This is a genomic window from Williamsia sp. DF01-3 (assembly GCF_023051145.1).
GTDB lineage: Bacteria > Actinomycetota > Actinomycetes > Mycobacteriales > Mycobacteriaceae > Williamsia.
Genome location: NZ_JALKFS010000005.1, coordinates 3,408,761 through 3,431,198, shown reverse-complemented (window position 1 = coordinate 3,431,198; position 22,438 = coordinate 3,408,761). Strand labels below are relative to the sequence as shown.

Below are 22,438 nucleotides of genomic sequence, written 5' to 3'. Positions count from 1 at the left end.
CCCCTCATGGCGCAGCGCGTGATCCTCGCGTATTCCGGCGGCCTGGACACCTCGGTGGCCATCAGCTGGATCGGTAAGGAAACCGGTAAGGAGGTGGTGGCCGTGGCCATCGACCTCGGCCAGGGTGGTGAGGACATGGAGGTGGTCCGCCAGCGAGCCCTCGACTGTGGGGCGGTGGAGTCGGTGGTGGTCGACGCACGTGACGAGTTCGCCGAGCAATACTGCCTGCCCGCCATCACCAGCAACGCGCTGTACATGGATCGCTACCCGCTGGTGTCGGCCATCTCTCGGCCGCTGATCGCCAAGCACCTGGTGACCGCGGCCCGCGAACACGGCGGCACCACCGTCGCGCACGGTTGCACCGGCAAGGGCAATGACCAGGTTCGATTCGAGGTCGGATTCGGTTCACTCGCACCGGAACTCGAGGTGATCGCACCGGTCCGCGACTACGCCTGGACCCGTGAGAAGGCCATCACCTTCGCCGAAGAGAACGCCATCCCCATCAACGTGTCGAAGAAGTCACCGTTCTCGATCGACCAGAACGTGTGGGGCCGGGCGGTGGAAACCGGGTTCCTCGAGGATCTCTGGAATGCGCCCACCAAGGATGTGTACTCGTACACCGAGGACCCGACCATCAACTGGCAGGCGCCCGACGAGGTCATCATCAGCTTCGAGAAGGGCCGTCCCACAGCGATCGACGGACGGCCGGTCTCGGTCCTCGAGGCGATCGTCGAACTCAACCGTCGGGCAGGCGCGCACGGCGTCGGCCGTCTCGACGTGGTCGAGGACCGATTGGTCGGCATCAAGAGCCGCGAGATCTACGAGGCTCCGGGCGCCATGGTCTTGATCCGCGCGCACGAAGAGCTCGAACACGTCACCCTCGAGCGCGAACTGGGTCGTTTCAAACGCGGCACCGACCGCAAGTGGGCCGAGCTCGTCTACGACGGTCTGTGGTTCTCTCCACTGAAGTCGTCGCTCGAAGCCTTTGTCGACCACACCCAGCAGCACGTGACCGGCGACATCAGGCTCAACCTGCACGGTGGTCACATCGCGGTCACCGGTCGGCGCAGTGACGAGTCGCTCTACGACTTCAACCTCGCCACCTACGACGAAGGCGACACATTCGACCAGTCGGCAGCCAAGGGCTTTGTCCATCTGCACGGCCTGTCGTCGAAGATCTCCGCGAAGCGGGATCTGCGCTAGATGTCCACGAACCAGGGATCTCTGTGGGGAGGCCGGTTCGCCTCTGGCCCGGCCGACGCCATGGCTGCCCTGAGCAAGTCCACTCACTTCGATTGGGTGTTGGCTCCGTACGACATTCGGGCCTCCCAGGCTCACGCCCGAGTCCTCCACAGCGCTGGATTGCTGTCGGACGACGACCTGCAGACCATGCAGGACGGACTCACGAGATTGGCCGACGATGTCCGGTCGGGCGAGTTCGCACCCGCGGACAGCGACGAAGACGTCCACGGTGCGCTCGAACGCGGTCTGATCGAGCGGGTCGGCGCGGAGGTCGGTGGCCGTCTGCGCGCAGGGCGATCGCGGAACGACCAGGTGGCCACCCTCTTTCGGATGTGGCTGCGCGACGCCGTGCGGATGGTGTCGGCGGGAGTTCTCGATGTGGTGGACGCACTGGTCGGTCAGGCACGGGCGCACCCCGATGCGGTGATGCCGGGCAAGACGCACCTGCAAGCGGCGCAGCCGGTGTTGCTTGCGCATCACCTGCTCGCGCACGCCCATCCGTTGATCCGGGATGTCGAGCGGCTGAAGGACTTCGATCGTCGCGCCGCCGTCTCGCCCTACGGGTCGGGTGCCTTGGCGGGGTCATCGTTGGGTCTCGACCCTGAGGCCATCGCAGCTGATCTCGGGTTCGACTCGGCGGCAGACAATTCGATCGACGCCACGTCGTCGCGGGACTTCGCTGCCGAAGCCGCTTTCGTCTTCGCGATGATCGGTGTCGACCTGTCGAGGATGGCCGAAGAGGTCATCCTATGGAGCACACCGGAGTTCGGGTACGTGACACTGGCCGACGAGTGGTCGACCGGCAGTTCGATCATGCCCCAGAAGAAGAATCCGGACGTCTCGGAACTGACGCGCGGAAAGTCCGGACGAATGATCGGCAACCTCACCGGGTTGCTGGCAACCCTGAAGGCACAGCCGCTGGCGTACAACCGTGACCTGCAAGAGGACAAGGAGCCGGTCTTCGACTCGGTCACCCAGTTGCTCCTTCTGCTGCCGGCAATCGCGGGGCTGGTCAGCACCCTGACCTTCGACGAGAACCGGATGGCGGAACTGGCTCCCGCCGGGTTCACACTGGCCACCGACATCGCGGAGTGGATGGTCCGCGCGGGTGTGCCCTTCCGTGTCGCCCACGAGGTTGCGGGTGCATGTGTCCGCGCCGCCGAGGAGAAGGGGATCGGGCTGCCCGATCTCACCGACGACCAGTTCGCCGAGATCCACCCGGCGTTGACGCCGGCGGTTCGTGATGTGCTGACCGTCGAGGGGTCGATCGCTTCGCGGGACGCGCGCGGCGGAACAGCCGGTGTGCGGGTCGCCGAGCAATTGAACAGGGTGGCCGAGGCCGCAATCGGACACAGGGACTTTTAGGGTTCCCGCCGGGGGCGGCCGCTGCGGCCGGGGTAGAGTGTGACGCCAGTCACGGTCCAACCAGATGTTGTTTCTTAGGGGTGTTTGTGCGCGGCCTTCCGAACGTCAAGGAAACCCTTGATCGTGTTGTAGCCACTGCCCAGAACGGGCTGGAGGTCATCAGGTACGGCAGTCTCGGAGACCGGGACCCAACCGGCCCCGTTTCGGGTCGAGGAGACTGTTCCGATGTACCAGCTGCGGCGGTACTTCCCGGACGAGCCCGGCGACGGTCCGCCCGTGGTGCTGGTGCCGCCGATGATGGTGTCTGCCAACGTCTACGACGTCACGGCCGACAACGGGGCAGTCACTGTCCTCCACCGCAACGGTCTCGACCCCTGGGTGGTCGATTTCGGTTCGCCGGACAAGGTCGTCGGCGGAATGGACCGGACCCTTGCCGACCACGTCGTGGCCATCAGCGAGGTCATCGACTCGGTTCGGGAGGTCACGGGCAAAGACGTCCACCTTGCCGGATATTCGCAGGGCGGAATGTTCTGCTACCAGACCGCCGCGTACCGCCGTTCCGAGGGCATCGCGAGTCTCATCACCTACGGCAGCCCCGTCGACGTCCTCGGTGCGCTCCCGCTGGGATTGCCCGCAGCACTGGTCACCCCGGGCGCACAGTTCCTGGCAGAGAACGTGTTCAACCGAATCTCTGTGCCCGGCTGGTTGGCGCGCACCGGTTTTCAGCTCCTCGACCCCGTGAAGGCGGCACGCAGCCGCATCGACTTCCTGCGTCAGCTCCACGACCGCGAAGCTCTGCTGCCACGGGAGGACTCGCGTCGGTTCATCGAGGTCGACGGCTGGGTTGCGTGGTCCGGGCCCGCTGTGGCAGAGCTGTTGCGCCAGTTCGTCGTCCACAACCGGATGGTCGGCGGTGGCTTCGTCATCAAGGACCGCGTCGTCACCCTGGCAGAGGTCAGCTGCCCCGTACTGGCATTCCTCGGCGAGGCCGACGACATCGGTCAGCCGGTGGCCGTACGCGGCATAATGCGCGCGGCGCCACTGGCTCAGGTGTTCGAATCATCACTCCCGGTTGGACATTTCGGACTTGTTGTCGGCTCCACCGCAGGCACTCGTACCTGGCCCACCACTGCGCAATGGATCCGGTGGCAGGACGGCACCGCTGATCAACCCGAGCTGATCGAGAAGATGCACGACAACAGCGACGCACTTGGTGGTTCCGGTGTCAGCTTCTCGTCGCGAGTCGTCCATGGTGTGGGGACTGCTGCAGGTGTCGGCGCAGAGGCCGGCCGGGATCTGGTCGGTGCAGCGAAGTCGGTCGGACGCACCACCGATGCCGTGCTCAGAGAATCGGCACGCGTGGTCCCTCGGCTCGTGCGGCTGGGCCAGTTGCAGGCCCGGACCACGATCTCGCTCGGAAAACTGATGAACGAGAACGCCCGACGCAACGGCAAACAGGAGCTGTTCCTGTTCGAGGATCGGGTACTGAGCCATCGTCAGGTCAACGACCGTATCGACAACGTCGTGCGCGGTTTGATCGCGTGCGGGGTGCGTCCGGGCGAGCACGTCGGTGTGCTGATGCTGACCAGACCGAGTGCCCTGGTAGCGATCGCGGCACTGTCGAGGCTGGGCGCCGTGGCAGTGATGCTCTCGCCCGGAAACGATCTCAAACAGTCTCTCCGGCTCGGCGATTGCTCCCTTGTTCTCGCCGACCCGGCCAACCTCGACGACTCTGCGGCGATCGCCGACCGGGTGCTCGTACTGGGCGGCGGCGACACCCGAACACTGTCGCAGGCCGACGGCGAACGAATCATCGACATGGAGCAGATCGATCCGGACGCTGTCGAGGTACCCACGTGGTACCGGCCCGACCCGGGCCGTGCCGGCGACCTCGCGTTTGTTCTCTTCAGCAAGAACGGCGGCACCCTCGAGAAGTGGCCGGTGACCAACCATCGGTGGGCACTGTCGGCCTTCGGGGCCGCATCTGCCGCGGCACTCAGCAGCAACGACACCGTCTACTGCCTCACGCCGCTGCATCACGCCTCGGGCCTGCTGACGGCCCTCGGTGGCACGGTCGCCGGTGGTGCCCGGATCGCCCTGTCCAACGGGATCGATCCGAAGCTGTTCTCCGCCGAGGTCCACCGGTACGGGATCACGGTGGTCTCCTATACGTGGTCGATGCTGCAGGACGTCATCCAATGCGACAGCCTCGCCATCCAGCCGCACAACCCCATCCGATTGTTCATGGGTTCGGGCATATCCACCGGGCTGTGGGAAGACCTGCTCGAGCGTTTTCCGCGAGCCCGGGTGCTGGAGTTCTTCGCCACCGGCGACGGCTCGGCGATCCTGGCCAACGTCACCGGCACCAAGGTCGGGTCGGCAGGCAGGCCGGTGCCCGGTGTCAACGAAGTCGCGATCGCGGCATACGACCTGGGGGAGAGCCGTCTGATCACAGACGACACCGGGTACGTCAGGGAAGCGCGCGTCGACGAGGTCGGCGTGATGTTGTCCAAGGCGCAGCAGCAGTACGAGGTGGGGGCAACTGTGCTGCGTGACGTATTTGCCACGGGTGACCGTTGGCAGCTGTCCGAGCACATGTTCAGACGCGATGCCGATGGGGATTTCTGGTTCATGGGCCACACCTCTTCGGTGATCCACTCGGCAGAGGGTTACATCTACCCCCAACCGATCGTCGATGGCCTGTCGCGGCTGGTGCAGGTCAAGCACGCGGTCGTCTACAAGGTGGGGGAGCCCGGCAATCAGCTCGCGATTGCAGCGATCTCGAGGCAGTCCGACACCGGTTCACCGACGGGGTCGGCGCTCAGACTCGCGTTGGCCGAACTGACTCCGGCCGAACGGCCCCACATCATTCGTGTGCTCGACAACATCGAGGTGACCACTTCCTATCGTCCGCGGTCGGAAGCCCTGCGTAAGGCGGGCATCCCGGCTGCCGGCGCAGGCGTCTGGTTCCGCGACGACGAGGGCCGGTACCGGAGGCTGACGCGGGCGATCGCGACGGAACGCGGTTGGCACGCCGGCGCGCGGTCGGTCGCTGCAGTCGCCCACTAGGCACGTCGATTCGGAAAGGTACCGTTGACGCCGTGTCACATGAAGCCGGACTGAACCCCTTGTTGCTGACCTTGCTGGCATGCCCGCAGGACCACGGGCCGTTGCTGGTCATCGGCGACGAGCTGATGTACAACCCCAGGCTCCGCCGCGCCTATCGGATCGATGACGGCATACCCGCGCTGTTGATCGACGATGCGCGTGATGTCGGCGACGAAGAACACGAGCAATTGCTCCAGCGCGCCACTGACACGACCGGTCCCTCGCCCAGCTGAACCTTGGCGCAACCGACTCTCTTCGACGTGGAGCGGCTGGCGGGTGCCACGCCGCTGCAGGCAGCGCGCCGACTACTCGGATCGCTGCTCGAGGTGGAAGCCGCCGACGGTGTGGTGCGGATGCGCATCGTCGAGGTCGAGGCCTACGGGGGTACCCCCGACAGTCGGTTCCCTGATCCTGCGTCGCACGGATACCGCGGACCGACCGACCGGAACCGGGTGATGTTCGGGTCGGCGGGTCACCTGTACGTATACCGGTCGTATGGCATCCACTGGTGCGCCAACATCTCCTACGGCCAGGCTGGGCAGTGCGGTGGTGTGTTGATGCGGGCGGGTGAGATAGTCGGTGGCCTCGACATCGCCAGACTCCGGCGCCTGACTGCCCGAGCTGACCACCAATTGGCCTGCGGCCCAGGCAATGTCGGATCGGCACTGGCCATAAGCAGGGAACTGAACGGGTCGGCCGTCTGCACGGGGGAGTCGCCCGTCAGGTTGTTCAGGGGGCCACGTGTACCGGCCGCCGCGGTCGAGAACGGGCCGCGCGTCGGCGTCAGCACCGCCCAGGATCGTCCGTGGCGTCTCTGGGACGGGCGCAGTCTCGCAGTGTCGAAGTACCGCCGCGCCGAGCCGTTGCCCTCCGGGACGCGCACCCTCCGCCTGTCGGTACCTGCGGCGGGTACGGAAGGATCGACTCCGTGACCGCTGCGATCCTCGACGAACTGAACTGGCGCGGGCTGATCGCCCAGACCACCGACATCGACGAGTTGGCGAAAGTGCTGACGAGTCCGACGACGCTCTACGCAGGGTTCGACCCCACTGCGCCGAGCCTGCACGCGGGCCACCTCGTTCCACTCCTCACACTGAAGCGGTTCCAGCGCGCAGGCCACCGGCCCATAGTCCTCGCCGGTGGGGCGACGGGGATGATCGGCGATCCGCGCGACGTCGGGGAACGCACCATGCAGTCAGCGGACACGGTGGCCGAATCAGCGCGGAGGATCAGGTCCCAACTGGAGCGATTTGTCGATTTCGATGATTCGCCCACCGGTGCTGTGGTGGTCAACAACCTCGATTGGACGGGCAGCCTCCCGGTGGTCGACTTCCTACGAGACGTCGGCAAACACTTCTCGGTCAACGTGATGCTGGCTCGTGACACCGTGCGACGCCGCCTGGAATCCGACGGTATGAGCTACACCGAATTCAGCTATATGTTGTTGCAGGCCAACGACTATCTGCAATTGAACCGTGAGTTCGGCTGCGCTCTGCAGGTGGGTGGTTCCGACCAGTGGGGCAACATCATCGCCGGCGTCGACCTCACCAGGAGGGTCGACGGCCGAGCTGTCCACGCGTTGACGGTCCCGCTGGTGACGTCGTCCGACGGCAAGAAGTTCGGCAAGTCAACCGGTGGTGGGAGCCTGTGGCTGGACCCGGAGCGGACCAGCCCCTATTCCTGGTACCAGTACTTCCTGAACACCGCGGACGCCGATGTGGTGCGTTACCTCAAGTGGTTCACCTTCCTGGGTCAGGAGGAGATCGCCGAACTCGAGCGGGTCACTCTGGAATCGCCGCACAAGCGCGAGGCGCAGCGACGGCTGGCGCAGGAGATGACCACTCTCGTCCACGGTCAGGCGAACACCGACGCGGTGCAACTGGCGAGCCAGGCGCTGTTCGGCCGTGCCGAATTGACCGAGCTCGACGAGAACACGCTGGCCGCGGCGCTGTCCGAGACCACCATTGCCGACCTGTCCGCAGACTCTCAGCCGACCATCATCGACATCTTGGTGGCGACGGGACTGTCCGAGAGCAACAAAGCCGCTCGTCGAACCATCGGAGAAGGCGGCGCGTACGTCAACAACGTCAAGATCTCGGATCCGCAGTGGCAGCCCAGTTCGACGGATCTGCTGCATGGATCGTGGTTGGTGGTGCGTCGTGGGAAGCGAAACTTCGCCGGCGCCCGGGTCCGATGACGGCTGTTCATGCGGTGTTACTCGAAAACACCCCTCTGACCAGGCGATTTGACGACACGCTTACGACCGCGTAACTTTCTTCAAGTCAGCGAGTGAGGCGCCGGAGAGCGAGAGTCCGGAGCGGCCAAGAACACCGACGGGATGTTTTCCTGAAGGAACAACGCTGACCGCCCAAGTTAGATACGGATCCACTCCGGTGGAGCGTTTCTGCGCGGGTGGCTGAAGGCCGAGAGACCACGGAGCAGCCGGAAACGGAATGTTGCGAGCAGGTTTCAGAGCTGATAGGCTGGGAGACCTGCTCCGGACGAGATTCGGAGCGGAACTTCTAAGCAAGACAATAACAAATGCCCTCCGGGATGGCACCTGTTTTCAGGTGTCGAAGTCGGGGAGTGTGTGTTCTTTGAGAACTCGATAGTGTGTCGATGGATTGTTAGTGCCAATTTAGGTGCTGCATGTCTGTCACGGTGGCTGAGCCTCTTCTGGGGTTTGGTTGGTGATGGTGTGTGGTGCCGGCATTAGTTTGATTGTTTTTTTGATCCCATCGCAGGTTTTGAGTCCTGTGGTGGTGTCAGTTTTTGTTTGGTTGGGATTGTGAAATCTCTTCAGGACATATTTTTTTGAAAGGCGCCTTTGGGTGTTCTTTTGGAAGGTTTTCATGGAGAGTTTGATCCTGGCTCAGGACGAACGCTGGCGGCGTGCTTAACACATGCAAGTCGAACGATGAAGCCAGCTTGCTGGTGGATTAGTGGCGAACGGGTGAGTAACACGTGGGTGATCTGCCCCAAACTTTGGGATAAGCCTGGGAAACTGGGTCTAATACCGAATATGACCGATACTCGCATGGGTGTTGGTGGAAAGCTCCGGCGGTTTGGGATGGGCCCGCGGCCTATCAGCTTGTTGGTGGGGTAATGGCCTACCAAGGCGACGACGGGTAGCCGGCCTGAGAGGGCGACCGGCCACACTGGGACTGAGACACGGCCCAGACTCCTACGGGAGGCAGCAGTGGGGAATATTGCACAATGGGCGCAAGCCTGATGCAGCGACGCCGCGTGAGGGATGACGGCCTTCGGGTTGTAAACCTCTTTCACCAGGGACGAAGCGAAAGTGACGGTACCTGGAGAAGAAGCACCGGCCAACTACGTGCCAGCAGCCGCGGTAATACGTAGGGTGCGAGCGTTGTCCGGAATTACTGGGCGTAAAGAGCTCGTAGGCGGTTTGTCGCGTCGTTCGTGAAAACTTGGGGCTTAACTCCAAGCGTGCGGGCGATACGGGCAGACTTGAGTACTACAGGGGAGACTGGAATTCCTGGTGTAGCGGTGAAATGCGCAGATATCAGGAGGAACACCGGTGGCGAAGGCGGGTCTCTGGGTAGTAACTGACGCTGAGGAGCGAAAGCGTGGGTAGCGAACAGGATTAGATACCCTGGTAGTCCACGCCGTAAACGGTGGGTACTAGGTGTGGGTTCCTTTTCACGGGATCCGTGCCGTAGCTAACGCATTAAGTACCCCGCCTGGGGAGTACGGCCGCAAGGCTAAAACTCAAAGGAATTGACGGGGGCCCGCACAAGCGGCGGAGCATGTGGATTAATTCGATGCAACGCGAAGAACCTTACCTGGGTTTGACATACACCAGAAAGCCATAGAGATATGGCCCCCCTTGTGGTTGGTGTACAGGTGGTGCATGGCTGTCGTCAGCTCGTGTCGTGAGATGTTGGGTTAAGTCCCGCAACGAGCGCAACCCTTGTCCTGTGTTGCCAGCACGTAATGGTGGGGACTCGCAGGAGACTGCCGGGGTCAACTCGGAGGAAGGTGGGGATGACGTCAAGTCATCATGCCCCTTATGTCCAGGGCTTCACACATGCTACAATGGCCGGTACAGAGGGCTGCGATACCGTGAGGTGGAGCGAATCCCTTAAAGCCGGTCTCAGTTCGGATCGGGGTCTGCAACTCGACCCCGTGAAGTCGGAGTCGCTAGTAATCGCAGATCAGCAACGCTGCGGTGAATACGTTCCCGGGCCTTGTACACACCGCCCGTCACGTCATGAAAGTTGGTAACACCCGAAGCCGGTGGCCCAACCCCTTGTGGGAGGGAGCCGTCGAAGGTGGGATTGGCGATTGGGACGAAGTCGTAACAAGGTAGCCGTACCGGAAGGTGCGGCTGGATCACCTCCTTTCTAAGGAGCAACATAAACTGCGGTCGATGGGTTGCTTTGTACCAGCCCCGCTTGCTGCTTCGGCAGTGGGTGTGATCGTGGTGGCCCCGCTTCACAGGCGAATGTTCTGTGGTGGGAGCTCATGGGTGAAACGCTAACAATATCGGGGTCTTCGGTTTCGGAGGTTCTGGTGCTTGCCCCTGTGAGGGGGTGGGGCATTGACACACTATTGGGTCCTGAGGGAACACACTGTGAGGTGGGTTTGCTCTGGATTTAACGATGATGCCGACTGCTTTCCGCTCGTTTTTCGGGTGTTGGGTGTGGTGGGTGTGTGTTGTTTGAGAATTGCACAGTGGATGCGAGCATCTTTATTTTGTTTTGATAATGTTTGTAAGTGTGTAAGAGCGTACGGTGGATGCCTTGGCACCAGGAGCCGATGAAGGACGTAGGAGGCTGCGATAAGCCTCGGGGAGCTGTCAACCGAGCTGTGATCCGAGGGTGTCCGAATGGGGAAACCCAGCACGAGTGATGTCGTGTTACCCGCATCTGAATATATAGGGTGTGTGGAGGGAACGTAGGGAAGTGAAACATCTCAGTACCTACAGGAAGAGAAAACAACATGTGATTCCGTGAGTAGTGGCGAGCGAAAGCGGATGAGGCTAAACCATGGATGTGTGATAGCCGGCGGGCGTTGCATTCGTGGGGTTGTGGGATCCATTGTGTCAATTCTGCCGGGTTGGCCAACAGTGAGAAATCGTTGTGTTAGGCGAAGTGGTCTGGAACGGCCTGTCGTAGAGGGTGAGAATCCCGTAGCCGAAAATGTGACGACTGTTGATATGGACACCCAAGTAGCAGCGGGCCCGTGAAATCTGCTGTGAATCTGTCGGGACCACCCGATAAGCCTGAATACTCCCTGGTGACCGATAGCGGACTAGTACCGTGAGGGAAAGGTGAAAAGTACCCCGGGAGGGGAGTGAAATAGTACCTGAAACCGTGCGCTTACAATCCGTCAAAGCTGATGCAGTCTTTAGTGGCTGGTTGGTGATGGCGTGCCTTTTGAAGAATGAGCCTGCGAGTTAGTGCTCGGTGGCGAGGTTAACCCGTGTGGGGTAGCCGTAGCGAAAGCGAGTCCGAATAGGGCGTCAGAGTCGCCGGGTCTAGACCCGAAGCGGAGTGATCTACCCATGGCCAGGTTGAAGCGACGGTAAGACGTCGTGGAGGACCGAACCCACTTCAGTTGAAAATGGAGGGGATGAGCTGTGGGTAGGGGTGAAAGGCCAATCAAACTCCGTGATAGCTGGTTCTCCCCGAAATGCATTTAGGTGCAGCGTCGCATGTTTCTCGCTGGAGGTAGAGCTACTGGATGGCCGATGGGCCCTACAAGGTTACTGACGTCAGCCAAACTCCGAATGCCAGTGAGTGAGAGTGCGGCAGTGAGACTGCGGGCGATAAGGTTCGTAGTCGAGAGGGAAACAGCCCAGATCGCCGGCTAAGGCCCCTAAGCGTGTACTAAGTGGAAAAGGATGTGGGGTCGCGAAGACAACCAGGAGGTTGGCTTAGAAGCAGCCACCCTTGAAAGAGTGCGTAATAGCTCACTGGTCAAGTGATCCTGCGCCGACAATGTAGCGGGGCTCAAGTACACCGCCGAAGCCGCGGCACTCATACGTTAGCCCGTCTTTTTCCTGCGGGGGAAAGACTAGGTGTGTGGGTGGGTAGGGGAGCGTCCTGCATCCATGGAAGCATCGGAGTGATCCAGGTGTGGAGGGTGTGGGAGTGAGAATGCAGGCATGAGTAGCGAAAGCGAAGTGAGAAACTTCGCCGCCGAATGACCAAGGGTTCCTGGGCCAGGCTAATCCGCCCAGGGTGAGTCGGGACCTAAGGCGAGGCCGACAGGCGTAGTCGATGGACAACGGGTTGATATTCCCGTACCCGTGTAGTCGCGTCCGTGATGAATCAGCAGTACTAACCATCCTGAAGATCAAGGGTTACCTTCGGGTTTCGTTTGGTTGGATGCATGGGACCTTTGCTGGTAGTAGTCAAGCGATGGGGTGACGCAGGAAGGTAGTGGGGCCAGTCAGTGGTTGTACTGGTGTAAGCCTGTAGGGAGAGACATAGGCAAATCCGTGTCTCACATATCCTGAGAGGTGATGCGTAGCCGAATGAGGCGAATTCCATGATCCTATGCTGCCGAGAAAAGCCTCTAGCGAGTGGCGACACGGCCCGTACCCCAAACCAACACAGGTGGTCAGGTAGAGAATACTAAGGCGATCGAGAGAACTGTGGTTAAGGAACTCGGCAAAATGCCCCCGTAACTTCGGGAGAAGGGGGACCACGTCTGGTGATCAACTTTTCGTTGTGAGCTGGGTGTGGTCGCAGAGACCAGAGAGAAGCGACTGTTTACTAAAAACACAGGTCCGTGCGAAGTCGTAAGACGATGTATACGGACTGACGCCTGCCCGGTGCTGGAAGGTTAAGAGGACCGGTTAACACTTCGGTGTGAAGCTGAGAATTTAAGCCCCAGTAAACGGCGGTGGTAACTATAACCATCCTAAGGTAGCGAAATTCCTTGTCGGGTAAGTTCCGACCTGCACGAATGGCGTAACGACTTCTCTGCTGTCTCAACCACAGACTCGGCGAAATTGCATTACGAGTAAAGATGCTCGTTACGCGCGGCAGGACGAAAAGACCCCGGGACCTTCACTATAGCTTGGTATTGGTGTTCGGTTCGGTTTGTGTAGGATAGGTGGGAGACTGTGAAGCATGCACGCCAGTGTGTGTGGAGTCGTTGTTGAAATACCACTCTGATCGTATTGGATATCTAACCTCGGACCATGATCTGGTTCAGGGACAGTGCCTGGTGGGTAGTTTAACTGGGGCGGTTGCCTCCTAAAATGTAACGGAGGCGCCCAAAGGTTCCCTCAGCCTGGTTGGCAATCAGGTGTTGAGTGTAAGTGCACAAGGGAGCTTGACTGTGAGACGTACATGTCGAGCAGGGACGAAAGTCGGGACTAGTGATCCGGCACCGGCAAGTGGAAGCGGTGTCGCTCAACGGATAAAAGGTACCCCGGGGATAACAGGCTGATCTTCCCCAAGAGTCCATATCGACGGGATGGTTTGGCACCTCGATGTCGGCTCGTCGCATCCTGGGGCTGGAGTAGGTCCCAAGGGTTGGGCTGTTCGCCCATTAAAGCGGCACGCGAGCTGGGTTTAGAACGTCGTGAGACAGTTCGGTCTCTATCCGCCGCGCGCGTAAGAAACTTGAGGAAACCTGTCCCTAGTACGAGAGGACCGGGACGGACGAACCTCTGGTGTGCCAGTTGTCCTACCAAGGGCACCGCTGGTTAGCTACGTTCGGAAGGGATAACCGCTGAAAGCATCTAAGCGGGAAGCCTGTTCCAAGATGAGGTTTCTCACCCTCTTAGCAGGGGTAAGGCCCCCCACAGACCATGGGGTAGATAGGCCAGAACTGGAAGCCCGGTAACGGGTGCAGGTGACTGGTACTAATCGGCCGAGGACTTACAACCAAAACAAGAAACTTGTTTCGCATCCACTGTGCAATATCTGAAACAACACGCACATCTCAAAAAAATATAAATAGGCCAGAAGATGTGTGTACTGGTTTCATAAAGTTACGGCGGCTATAGCGGAGGGGAAACGCCCGGCCCCATTCCGAACCCGGAAGCTAAGCCCTCCAGCGCCAATGGTACTGCACCCTAATCAGTGTGGGAGAGTAGGACACCGCCGAACACAACTCGCGAACGCCTCGCGTTTGACATCGAAAGATGTTGAACGCGGGGCGTTTTGCTGTTTTTGAGGGCTTTGCGTATCGGCCCCGCTGCGTCTTAAGTCGGACTCGCGCCTGGCTGCCTACATCAAAACTGGGTCAAACGACCCACTGTCGGATCCGGCGTCCTACACTTCTGGCCATGTCCTACACCGAAGTTCCGCGCCCTGTTCTGAGTGTTGCCGGCATGACCCGCAGACAATTGTTGGGCGCGGCGGTGGCAGGGGCGGTCGGCGTCTCAGTCGGAGCCACTGTTCTCGGAGCCGGGACATCAACCGCGGGAATGAACCCCGATGAGCTCTTCGACGTCGTCATCGTCGGCGGCGGTCTGTCGGGTCTTGCTGCTGCGAGATCTGTTGCAAGAGCCGGAAAGTCGGTGCGGGTTCTCGAGGCCCGCGAGCGCGCCGGCGGACGTGTCCACAACATCACCACACCGAAACTTGGTGTCACCCTCGATGCCGGAGCGGAGTTCGTGGGCCCGACGCAGACCCACATTGCCGCATTGGCACATGAATACGGTGTTGTTTCAGTGCCCACCTATAACGAGGGGGACAGCGTCTTTTGGAACAGCGGCCGGCGATCCACCATGCCGAGTGCGCTGGGGATACCGATCGACCCGGCCAGTCCTGAGGCGGCGTTTGCTCTCGCCCAGCTCGAGGTGCAAGGTCTGCTCCAATTCCCGGTGGGTGAGCCATGGAAACACCCTGATGCGTCCTACCTTGACTCGATCACCTGGAAGCAATGGCTGGAAGCGCGATCGATGTCCCCGACTGCCAGGATGTTGCTCTCGCTCGCCTGCTCTGCTGCATTGTCGGTCGAAGCCGACGAAGTGTCGGCCCTGTACTTCTTCAATTACGTTGCCGCAGCAGGAGACGAGGCCAACCCCGGTAGCCTCATTCGACTTCTGGGCACCTCCGGTGGCGCCCAGGAGCGGCTCTTTGTCGGCGGTGCTGCGCTGATTCCTCTTCGGATGGCCGCAGCGCTGGGTGATCGCATGTTGTACAACGCCGCAGTCCGTCACATCTCGTGGGGCGATGGGTTCGCGACCGTACAGAGTGATGCGGGGGCGTTGCGGGCGAGGAAGGTCATCGTTGCCATGTCGCCCGCGATCACCGGTCGCATCCAGTTCAGCCCTGGGCTGCCGGCAGGCCGTACCGGTTTGCAGGACGGCTATCGGATGGGTGCCATCAGCAAGTTCGCAGCCGTGTACGCCGAGCCGTTCTGGCGTGCGAAGGGATTGTCGGGTCAGGTCATCGGAAACGGCGACCCGATCGACGTTTGCTTCGAGAACTATGCCGAAGGCAATCACGTCCTGATGGGGTTCATCTCGGCCGACGCGATGCGGCGATTGGACAACGCGCCGCAGGAACAGCTGGTCGACGAGTGCATCAAGAACTTCGTCGACTATTTCGGTCCGGAGGCCCGGGACCATCTGGATCACGGCGTTTTCAAGTGGGACCTCGAACCGTGGTCGCAAGGCGGCCCGGTGGCCGTCAGCAGACCCGGAACGCTGACACGGTATGGCAACGCCTTGCGAGCGCCCGTGGGTCCGGTCCACTGGGCTGGTACCGAGACTTCCGACTACTGGACCGGGTACATGGATGGCGCAGTGAGGTCCGGGGAACGTGCCGCTCGTGAGGTCATCGCGGCTCTGTAGAGGGCGCGTCACCGGCAATTCGTCGCGGAGGGCCCTCAGCGACTACCCTGGCGTGCGGCCGATCGGCCATCAACAGGCAACTACATAGCGTGAATCCATCGATTCGGCGGCCCGTCCGCTGCGGTGAGATCGTGACGAAGAGGCAGACGTGAACGACAGAATGAACCGTGGCAGTGGCGGAAGCACCGGCGGTAGTGGACGTGGCAATCAACCCGGTGGCCGGTCATCCGACCGTCAGGGGGGATCGAATCGCTCGGGCTCAGACCGCGGACGCAACTTCCGCAATGACTCGGATGCGCGCCGCGGAACCGGCTCGGCCAATCGGCCGCCCGAACCGCTCATTCCTGAAGACGTGGTGCCGCAGGATCTGGATACCGCTGTACGCCGCGACCTCCTGAGTCTCGACCGCACCAATGCCGACACCGTGTCGCGGCACCTGATAATGACGTTCCGGCTGCTCGACGAGGATCCTCAGCTCGCCCTGGAACACGCACGCGCAGCGCGTCGTCGCGCAGGCCGGATCGCGATGGTCAGGGAGGCAGCCGGGCTCGCGGCCTACAACGCCCAGGAGTGGGCAGAGGCGCTGTCCGAACTGCGCGCAGCCCGCCGGATGTCAGGTGGGAACGCCCTGCTGCCCATGATCGCCGACTGCGAGCGTGGACTGGGCCGGCCCGAGCGCGCAATCGATGTCGCCAGAAGCGAAGAAGCCCGGGCACTCACGGGCGAAGAGGCTGCCGAGATGCGCATCGTGGAGTCGGGCGCACGCCTCGATCTCGGCGACTTCGACAAGGCCATCGTCACCCTGCAGACCAAAGACCTCGACCCATCGAGGGTCGGTACCGAGGCCGCGCGCTACTTTTACGCCTATGCGGCGGCACTGCTGGCCGCCGACCGTCGTGACGAGGCGATCACCTGGTTCATGAACGCCGCTGCCGCCGACGACGACGATGCGACCGACGCCGAGGAACGGCTCATGGAGCTGAGCAACCCCGAGGGCATCGACACCGAGTTCGAAGAAGGCGGACTGGCCGGCGAGGACGAGACCTCCACGCCGACAACACTTGCCCAGTCCGCTCCGACAGCACGGTCGGTTCCTGTGGTTGCCGAGCCTGTTCAGGTGCCTGCTCCCGTTGTCCCGAAACTCGTCCCGGCTGAGCCCGCCGAGCCGGGTGCGCGCCTGCGCGACGGCTATGACGTCCTGCTCCTGGATCTCGACGGCACCGTCTATGCCGGAAAAGATGAGATCCCCGGCGCAAGAGAAGCATTGGACGCCGGCGATCAGCGCAACTTTTATGTGACCAACAACGCCAGCCGGTCTCCCGGCGATGTCGCCGCGCACCTGCGCGATCTCGGTTTCGTCGCGGAACCCGACGAGGTCGTCACCAGTGCTCAGACCGCCGCGCGGCTGCTCGCCGAACAGTTGCCGATGGGTTCGCGGGTCTTGGTCGTGGGAACCGACGCACTCGTCCACGAGGTCCGATCTGCAGGCCTTGGGGTGACTCGAAGCGCCGACGATCGTCCGGCCGCTGTTGTGCAAGGACATTCGCCGGATACCGACTGGTCCAATCTCTCCGAGGCTGCCCTGGCGATCCGGGCCGGCGCCCGCTGGATTGCCTGCAACGTCGACGCCACGCTTCCGACCGACCGCGGACTCCTTGTAGGCAACGGTTCTATGGTGGCCGCAGTGGCGAACGCAACCGGGCAGCAACCGCAGGTCGCCGGAAAGCCTGCGGCACCGCTGATGATCGATGCGGTGAACCGCAGCGGTTCCAAGACGCCGCTGGTGGTCGGCGACCGACTCGACACCGACATCGAAGGCGCCAACGCCATCGAGGCGGACAGCCTGCTTGTTCTCACCGGGGTCAGCACCGCCGTTGATGCACTGAATGCTCCGGAGGCGCAGCGCCCGACGTTTGTGTCGGCGGATCTCAGCGGACTCAACGCCGCGGGGGACGATGTTGTCGTCGGCCCGCGCCCCGGCTGGCACGTCAGTGTCCTGGACGGCACGTTGACCGTGGTCGCTCAAGACGGTGCGGACGCGAGCGCGGTTCTCTACGCGGTGCTCCATGCCGCGTGGTCACAGGAGCCGCGCGCTCGCTGGACCGTGGAGGCCGCCGAAGAAGAAGCGCAAGCCGCTCTGATGGGTGCCGGTCTCCTGAGCTGAGTGCGGACCGGTCAGCTCCGAGAGAACTCGGATGCGGCCGCGATCTGTTCGTCGGTCGGGCGCACACCGGTGTACAGCACGAATTGCTCGGCCGCCTGCAGGGCGATCACCTGTGCGCCGGTGATGGTGGGTCGGTTCTCGAACGCCGCGATGAGTGGGGTCCGCGACGGCATCGCGACCACATCGAACGCGGCCTGTGCTGCCTCGACAACCTCGGTGGGGAAGGGCAGGCCGTGAGCGTCGGGGCCGCCTGCCATGCCGATCGGGGTTGCATTGACCAGTAGCTGTGGGCGGTCCGCGCCGAGTTCGGATTGCCAGGTGAAGCCATATTGGTCTGCCAGCGCAGAACCGGCGTCACGGTTGCGGGCCACCACGACGGTGTTCTGGTATCCCTCATCGCGGAGAGCGGCGACCACCGCTTTGGCCATTCCTCCGCTACCGGCGATGGCTACTGAATAATCTTTCGGTATCACGCTGTCGCGCAACAGATTTGCTGCTGCCTGATAGTCGGTGTTGTAGGCATGGAGGACACCGTCCTCGTTGACGATCGTGTTCACCGACGCGATGGCGGCGGCCGAATCATGCATCACGTCGACAAGGTCGATGACTTCTTCCTTGAAGGGCATCGAGATTCCGGCACCGCGGATGCCGAGGGCTCGTAGACCTCCGATGGCAGCGGGCAGATCGGTTGTCGTGAACGCCTTGTAGACGTAGTCGAGCCCGATCTCGTTGTACAGATAGTTGTGAAACTTGGTGCCGATGTTGCTCGGCCGCCCCGACAGGGAGATACACAATTGCGTCTCACGGCGGAGGACACGGGCATCAGGTGCGTGGGACGGCGATCCGTCGGTGGTGGACGTCATCACTCGACGCTAACAATCGACTAGCCTTGGCAGGCGATGAACCATCCCCGCCCCGGCCCCATCCCAGGTCCCAGGCCCGGCCCCAGACCTGGGCCGGCTCCTGTCGAACCTGCATCCAACGTCGACCTCGGTGAGATCCGGGAGCGGGTGACAGACCTGCTCGAGCAGGCCGATCAAGTCGCGGCCGGTGACGACGCCGAAGGTATGGGTCTGAACCAGCTGGCCCGGCAGGCCGAGCTGCTGGACAGAGCGCACACGGTACTCACCGAGGCCCTCGAAAAGGTTGATCGTGTCTGAGTGCCGTTCTCATGGCGCGTAGAGCCCGGCTGGACGCCGAGCTGGTCAGGCGAGGTGAAGCGCGGTCTCGTGACCACGCCCGGGCACTCATCGAGGCCGGCCGCGTCAAGGTCAACGGAACGGTGGCCTCCAAACCGGCCACCAATGTCGACCTCGGTGCCCCGATAGTCGTAGCCGACTCCGACGACGAAGGTTGGGCCTCACGGGGCGCCCACAAGCTCCTGGGTGCACTGGATGCCTTCGAGCCGCTCGGACTATCGGTAGCGGGCAAACGCTGCCTGGATGCCGGTGCATCCACCGGCGGTTTCACCGATGTGTTGCTGCGGCGTGGAGCTGCCGCGGTGGTTGCGGTGGACGTCGGGTACGGCCAGCTCATCTGGCGGATACAGAACGATCCGCGCGTCGACGTCCGTGACCGCACCAACGTTCGGAGCCTGTCCGTCGAGCAGATCGGCGGTCCGGTGGAGGTTGTCGTCGCCGACTTGTCGTTCATCTCCCTTAACCTGGTGCTCGCAGCGTTCGCCGACTGCGCTCAGGAGGGAGCGGACCTGCTTCCGATGGTCAAACCGCAGTTCGAGGTCGGCAAAGACCGGGTGGGATCGGGGGGAGTCGTGCGCGATCGGGCTCTACGTACAGAAGCGGTGACTGCCGTGGCCCAGACAGCCGCGGGGTATGGCCTTCGCACGCTCGGTGCGGTTGCCAGCCCGCTGCCAGGACCGTCGGGCAATGTTGAATACTTCCTGTGGCTGCGAAAAGAGTCGACTGCAGCGGGCGCGTCGGAACCGGTGACGGTGGACGACGAGGTACGCGCGGCGATAGCCCAGGCAATCGAGGAAGGGCCCCAGTGACAGACCACAACGACGCCGCACCGGCGGCATCGGGACGTGAGTTCTTGGTGGTCGCCCACACCGGACGCGACAACGTCCACGAGACCATGGCGGTCATCGCCAAACGATGCGCCGAGGCGGGCGTCGGACTGCGGGTGATCGACCACGACACCATGCCCAGCCACCCTGGGCCCCAATATCTCGGCACGGTCTATCCACTCGATCCCGCCGAGCTCCGCGAGATCGGCGCCGATGTCGCGGTCACCGCCGGCGACGAGCAGTCCGCGGCGGGTTGCGAGGTGGTCATCGTGCTCGGCGGTGACGGCACGTTCCTGCGAGCTGCCGAACTCGCCCACCCCGTCGGGGCACCGGTACTCGGGATCAACCTCGGGCACATCGGTTTTCTTGCCGAGGCGGAGGCCAACCGGGTCGATGAAGTGATCGGCAAGCTGATTCGCCGTGATTATGAGATCGAAGACCGGATGACGTTGGACGTCTGCGTCCACGTCGACGGTGAAGTGATCGCGAAGAGCTGGGCCCTGAACGAGGCGAGCATCCAGAACCTCTCGCGGCAAGGAGTTTTGGAGTTGATCACCGAGGTCGACGGCCGACCGGTCTCGGCGTTCGGGGCGGATGGCATCTTGGTGTCCACGCCGACCGGATCAACGGCCTACGCGTTTTCCGCGGGCGGACCCGTGATGTGGCCGGATCTCGAGGCGATCTTGCTGGTGCCGTCCAATGCGCACGCACTCTTCGCCCGGCCGATGATCACCAGCCCCCAGTCGCGGGTCGCGGTGGAGGTACTGGCCCGTGGGCAGGATGCGCTCTTGTCATGCGACGGTCGCCGCAACATCGACGTTCCGGCGGGAGGTCGGATCGAGGTCGTTCGTGGTGAGCGACCGGTGCATTGGGTGCGCATCGATTCGGACCCGTTCGCCGATCGTCTGGTCCGTAAGTTCCAGCTACCGGTCACCGGGTGGCGGGGGAGGCAGCTGTAGTGCTCGAAGAGATCTCGATCAGTGGCCTCGGTGTCATCGACAAGGCCGGTGCCGAGTTCCACGAGGGTTTGACCGTACTGACCGGTGAGACGGGTGCAGGCAAGACGATGGTTGTCACCAGCCTGCATCTGTTGTCGGGCGCCAGGGCCGATGCGGGGCGCGTGCGATCGGGGCAGGCACGTGCGGTTGTCGAAGGCAGGTTCCGGGCGACGGGTCCGGACGCAGCGGAGGTGCTCGACTCGTCAGGGGCAGAACTCGACGAGGATGGCACCGTCATCGCCGTCCGCACCGTCAACGCCGACGGCCGCTCGCGGGCACATCTGGGCGGCCGGTCGGTCCCGGTCGGACTGCTGGGACAGTTCACCAGCGGACAGCTCGCCATCCACGGGCAGAACGACCAGTTGCGGCTCCTGCGGGCCGAGCACCAGCGCGACGCACTCGATCGGTTCGCGGCCGACGCGGTCACCAAACCGCTCAAGGCCTACCGCGAGGCGCGCGAACGGTGGATCACCCTCGCCGACCAGCTACGCGATCGGCAGGCCAATTCGCGGGAGATCGCCCAGGAATCAGACCGATTGCGGTTCGGGCTCGACGAGATCGACAAGGTTGCCCCGCAACCGCGGGAAGACGAAGCGATCGCCACGACCGTCCGTCAACTCAGCGATCTGGAGACCATCCGCAACGCTGCGGTGACCGCATTGGACGTCGTGACGGGCGCAGGTTCGGAGATCGACGCGGGGACTGGATCGTCGGTACTCGACGGGTTGGGCGCAGTCCGGACGACGCTGGCGGCGATCAACGACGACACCCTGCGGACCCTGTTGCCGCGCGTCGAAGAAGCGTTGACCGTGGTCGGTGACATCGGGGAAGAACTCAGTTCGTTCGTCTCCGGTCTGCCCACCGACGCTGCCGAACTCGAGCAGCTCCTGCAGCGGCAGGCCGAACTCAAGTCATTGGTCCGCAAGTACGCACCGGACATCGACGGCGTCATCGCATGGGCCGACGCCGCCCGGTCGCGGCTGGCCGAGATCGGCGACTCCTCCGAGTCGCTCGACGAGCTCGCCGCCAGGGTGTCCGCCGCGAGAGATGACGTCGCCGCCGCGGCGGTCAAGTTGACCAAGGTGAGAGTGAAGGCGGCCAAATCGCTTGCCGCCAAGGTCAGTTCAGAGTTGGCCGGTTTGGCGATGGGGGATGCGCAGCTAGAGGTCTCGGTGTCATCCGACGTGGCCACCGACGGCGATCGCCGGTCCATCGAGGTTTCCGGACAGCAGGTGCATGCCGGATCACATGGTGTGGACAGAGTGGAGTTCGGCCTCAGTGCACACGCGGGCGCGCCTGCTCGTCCCATCGCGAAGTCGGCATCTGGCGGTGAACTGTCGCGGGTGATGCTGGCACTCGAAGTGGTGCTGGCAGGTCAGGGCAGAGGATCGACGATGGTGTTCGACGAGGTCGATGCCGGCGTCGGTGGGCGGGCAGCGGTGGAGATCGGCCGCAGGCTGGCCCGACTTGCCCGAGCCCACCAGGTCATCGTCGTCACGCATCTCCCGCAGGTCGCGGCTTTTGCCGACAATCATCTGCTGATCGGCAAGCAGACCGGTGGGCAATCGCGCGGCGGAAAGGCCGGCCGGGTCACAAGCTCGGTCGAGGTGCTCGACCGCGACGAACGCATCGCCGAACTGGCACGCATGCTTGCCGGCCTCGGTGACTCGGACACCGGGCGGGCTCATGCCGAGGAACTTCTGGGCACTGCCGAGCAGGAGAAGACGGCATTCGCGGAATGACAC

At 62.7% G+C, this 22,438-nt stretch carries 13 protein-coding genes, 3 rRNA genes and 1 pseudogene; 15 read left to right on the top strand and 2 right to left on the bottom strand.

The annotated features are described in order from the left end of the window. The first annotated feature begins 6 nt into the window (after positions 1 to 6). The 6 genes and pseudogenes from MVA47_RS18285 (at position 7) to tyrS (ending at position 7,912) form a co-directional block, all read left to right on the top strand. Complete coding sequence (locus MVA47_RS18285) at positions 7 to 1,203, top strand: argininosuccinate synthase (protein WP_247209144.1); 1,197 nt, start codon at positions 7 to 9, stop codon at positions 1,201 to 1,203. Then, entirely contained in the window at positions 1,204 to 2,607 is a 1,404-nt protein-coding gene (gene argH, locus MVA47_RS18280) for an argininosuccinate lyase (RefSeq protein ID WP_247209142.1), read from the top strand. Positions 2,608 to 2,693: 86 nt separating this feature from the next. Continuing rightward, positions 2,694 to 5,676, top strand: a pseudogene (locus MVA47_RS18275) (AMP-binding protein). 32 nt (positions 5,677 to 5,708) lie between these two features. Then, positions 5,709 to 5,948: a Trm112 family protein gene (locus MVA47_RS18270; protein ID WP_247209140.1), complete on the top strand. Its 240-nt coding sequence runs from the start codon at positions 5,709 to 5,711 to the stop codon at positions 5,946 to 5,948. A 27-nt stretch (positions 5,949 to 5,975) separates the two neighbouring features. Beyond that, positions 5,976 to 6,647: a DNA-3-methyladenine glycosylase gene (locus MVA47_RS18265; protein ID WP_247209139.1), complete on the top strand. Its 672-nt coding sequence runs from the start codon at positions 5,976 to 5,978 to the stop codon at positions 6,645 to 6,647. After that, the gene (tyrS, locus tag MVA47_RS18260; RefSeq protein WP_247209137.1) at positions 6,644 to 7,912 is read left to right on the top strand and encodes a tyrosine--tRNA ligase; all 1,269 of its coding nucleotides are present in this window, start codon (positions 6,644 to 6,646) and stop codon (positions 7,910 to 7,912) included. The genes MVA47_RS18265 and tyrS overlap by 4 nt, the downstream gene beginning before the upstream one ends. Positions 7,913 to 8,371: 459 nt before the next feature. Here tyrS and MVA47_RS18255 read toward each other — a convergent pair whose 3' ends face one another. Then, positions 8,372 to 8,569 carry a hypothetical protein gene (locus tag MVA47_RS18255; protein WP_247209136.1) on the bottom strand — a complete coding sequence of 66 codons (198 nt, stop codon included), beginning with the start codon at positions 8,567 to 8,569 and terminating at the stop codon, positions 8,372 to 8,374. Between MVA47_RS18255 and MVA47_RS18250 the strand changes: the two genes are divergently transcribed. From MVA47_RS18250 to MVA47_RS18230, 5 genes are all read left to right on the top strand, one after another. Continuing rightward, positions 8,565 to 10,085, top strand: a 16S ribosomal RNA gene (locus tag MVA47_RS18250). The genes MVA47_RS18255 and MVA47_RS18250 overlap by 5 nt on opposite strands. 367 nt (positions 10,086 to 10,452) lie before the next feature. Continuing rightward, a 23S ribosomal RNA gene (locus MVA47_RS18245) occupies positions 10,453 to 13,588 on the top strand. A gap of 106 nt (positions 13,589 to 13,694) precedes the next feature. Beyond that, positions 13,695 to 13,811 (top strand): 5S ribosomal RNA (gene rrf / locus MVA47_RS18240). The 16S, 23S and 5S rRNA genes sit together here, the layout of an rRNA operon. A gap of 179 nt (positions 13,812 to 13,990) precedes the next feature. Continuing rightward, positions 13,991 to 15,505 carry an FAD-dependent oxidoreductase gene (locus MVA47_RS18235; RefSeq protein ID WP_247209135.1) on the top strand — a complete coding sequence of 505 codons (1,515 nt, stop codon included), beginning with the start codon at positions 13,991 to 13,993 and terminating at the stop codon, positions 15,503 to 15,505. Positions 15,506 to 15,653: 148 nt separating this feature from the next. Next, positions 15,654 to 17,669 (top strand): HAD-IIA family hydrolase, encoded by a 2,016-nt coding sequence (locus tag MVA47_RS18230; RefSeq protein ID WP_374474257.1) that lies wholly within the window; start codon positions 15,654 to 15,656, stop codon positions 17,667 to 17,669. Between the two features lie 11 nt (positions 17,670 to 17,680). Here MVA47_RS18230 and MVA47_RS18225 read toward each other — a convergent pair whose 3' ends face one another. Continuing rightward, the gene (locus tag MVA47_RS18225) at positions 17,681 to 18,532 is read right to left on the bottom strand and encodes a shikimate 5-dehydrogenase (RefSeq protein ID WP_247209133.1); all 852 of its coding nucleotides are present in this window, start codon (positions 18,530 to 18,532) and stop codon (positions 17,681 to 17,683) included. 147 nt (positions 18,533 to 18,679) lie between these two features. Here MVA47_RS18225 and MVA47_RS18220 point away from each other — a divergent pair, with 147 nt between their 5' ends. Genes MVA47_RS18220 through recN form a run of 4 tightly spaced genes read left to right on the top strand, consistent with a single transcriptional unit; the run spans position 18,680 to position 22,435 of the window. Further along, the gene (locus MVA47_RS18220; RefSeq protein ID WP_247209131.1) at positions 18,680 to 18,829 is read left to right on the top strand and encodes a hypothetical protein; all 150 of its coding nucleotides are present in this window, start codon (positions 18,680 to 18,682) and stop codon (positions 18,827 to 18,829) included. An 11-nt stretch (positions 18,830 to 18,840) separates the two neighbouring features. Continuing rightward, positions 18,841 to 19,677: a TlyA family RNA methyltransferase gene (locus MVA47_RS18215; protein ID WP_247209125.1), complete on the top strand. Its 837-nt coding sequence runs from the start codon at positions 18,841 to 18,843 to the stop codon at positions 19,675 to 19,677. Further along, entirely contained in the window at positions 19,674 to 20,654 is a 981-nt protein-coding gene (locus MVA47_RS18210; RefSeq protein WP_062798481.1) for an NAD kinase, read from the top strand. The genes MVA47_RS18215 and MVA47_RS18210 overlap by 4 nt, the downstream gene beginning before the upstream one ends. After that, positions 20,654 to 22,435: a DNA repair protein RecN gene (gene recN / locus MVA47_RS18205; RefSeq protein WP_247209123.1), complete on the top strand. Its 1,782-nt coding sequence runs from the start codon at positions 20,654 to 20,656 to the stop codon at positions 22,433 to 22,435. Before MVA47_RS18210 ends, recN begins: the two co-directional genes overlap by 1 nt. Positions 22,436 to 22,438: the final 3 nt, after the last annotated feature.

Bases quoted from the DNA above. Each gene is read 5' to 3' on its own strand.
- argH (WP_247209142.1), top strand. From the start codon at position 1,204: ATGTCCACGAACCAGGGATCTCTGTGGGGAGGCCGGTTCGCCTCTGGC.
- MVA47_RS18225 (WP_247209133.1), bottom strand. From the start codon at position 18,532: ATGACGTCCACCACCGACGGATCGCCGTCCCACGCACCTGATGCCCGT.
- MVA47_RS18285 (WP_247209144.1), top strand. From the start codon at position 7: ATGGCGCAGCGCGTGATCCTCGCGTATTCCGGCGGCCTGGACACCTCG.
- MVA47_RS18215 (WP_247209125.1), top strand. From the start codon at position 18,841: ATGGCGCGTAGAGCCCGGCTGGACGCCGAGCTGGTCAGGCGAGGTGAA.
- MVA47_RS18235 (WP_247209135.1), top strand. From the start codon at position 13,991: ATGTCCTACACCGAAGTTCCGCGCCCTGTTCTGAGTGTTGCCGGCATG.
- MVA47_RS18255 (WP_247209136.1), bottom strand. From the start codon at position 8,569: ATGAAAACCTTCCAAAAGAACACCCAAAGGCGCCTTTCAAAAAAATAT.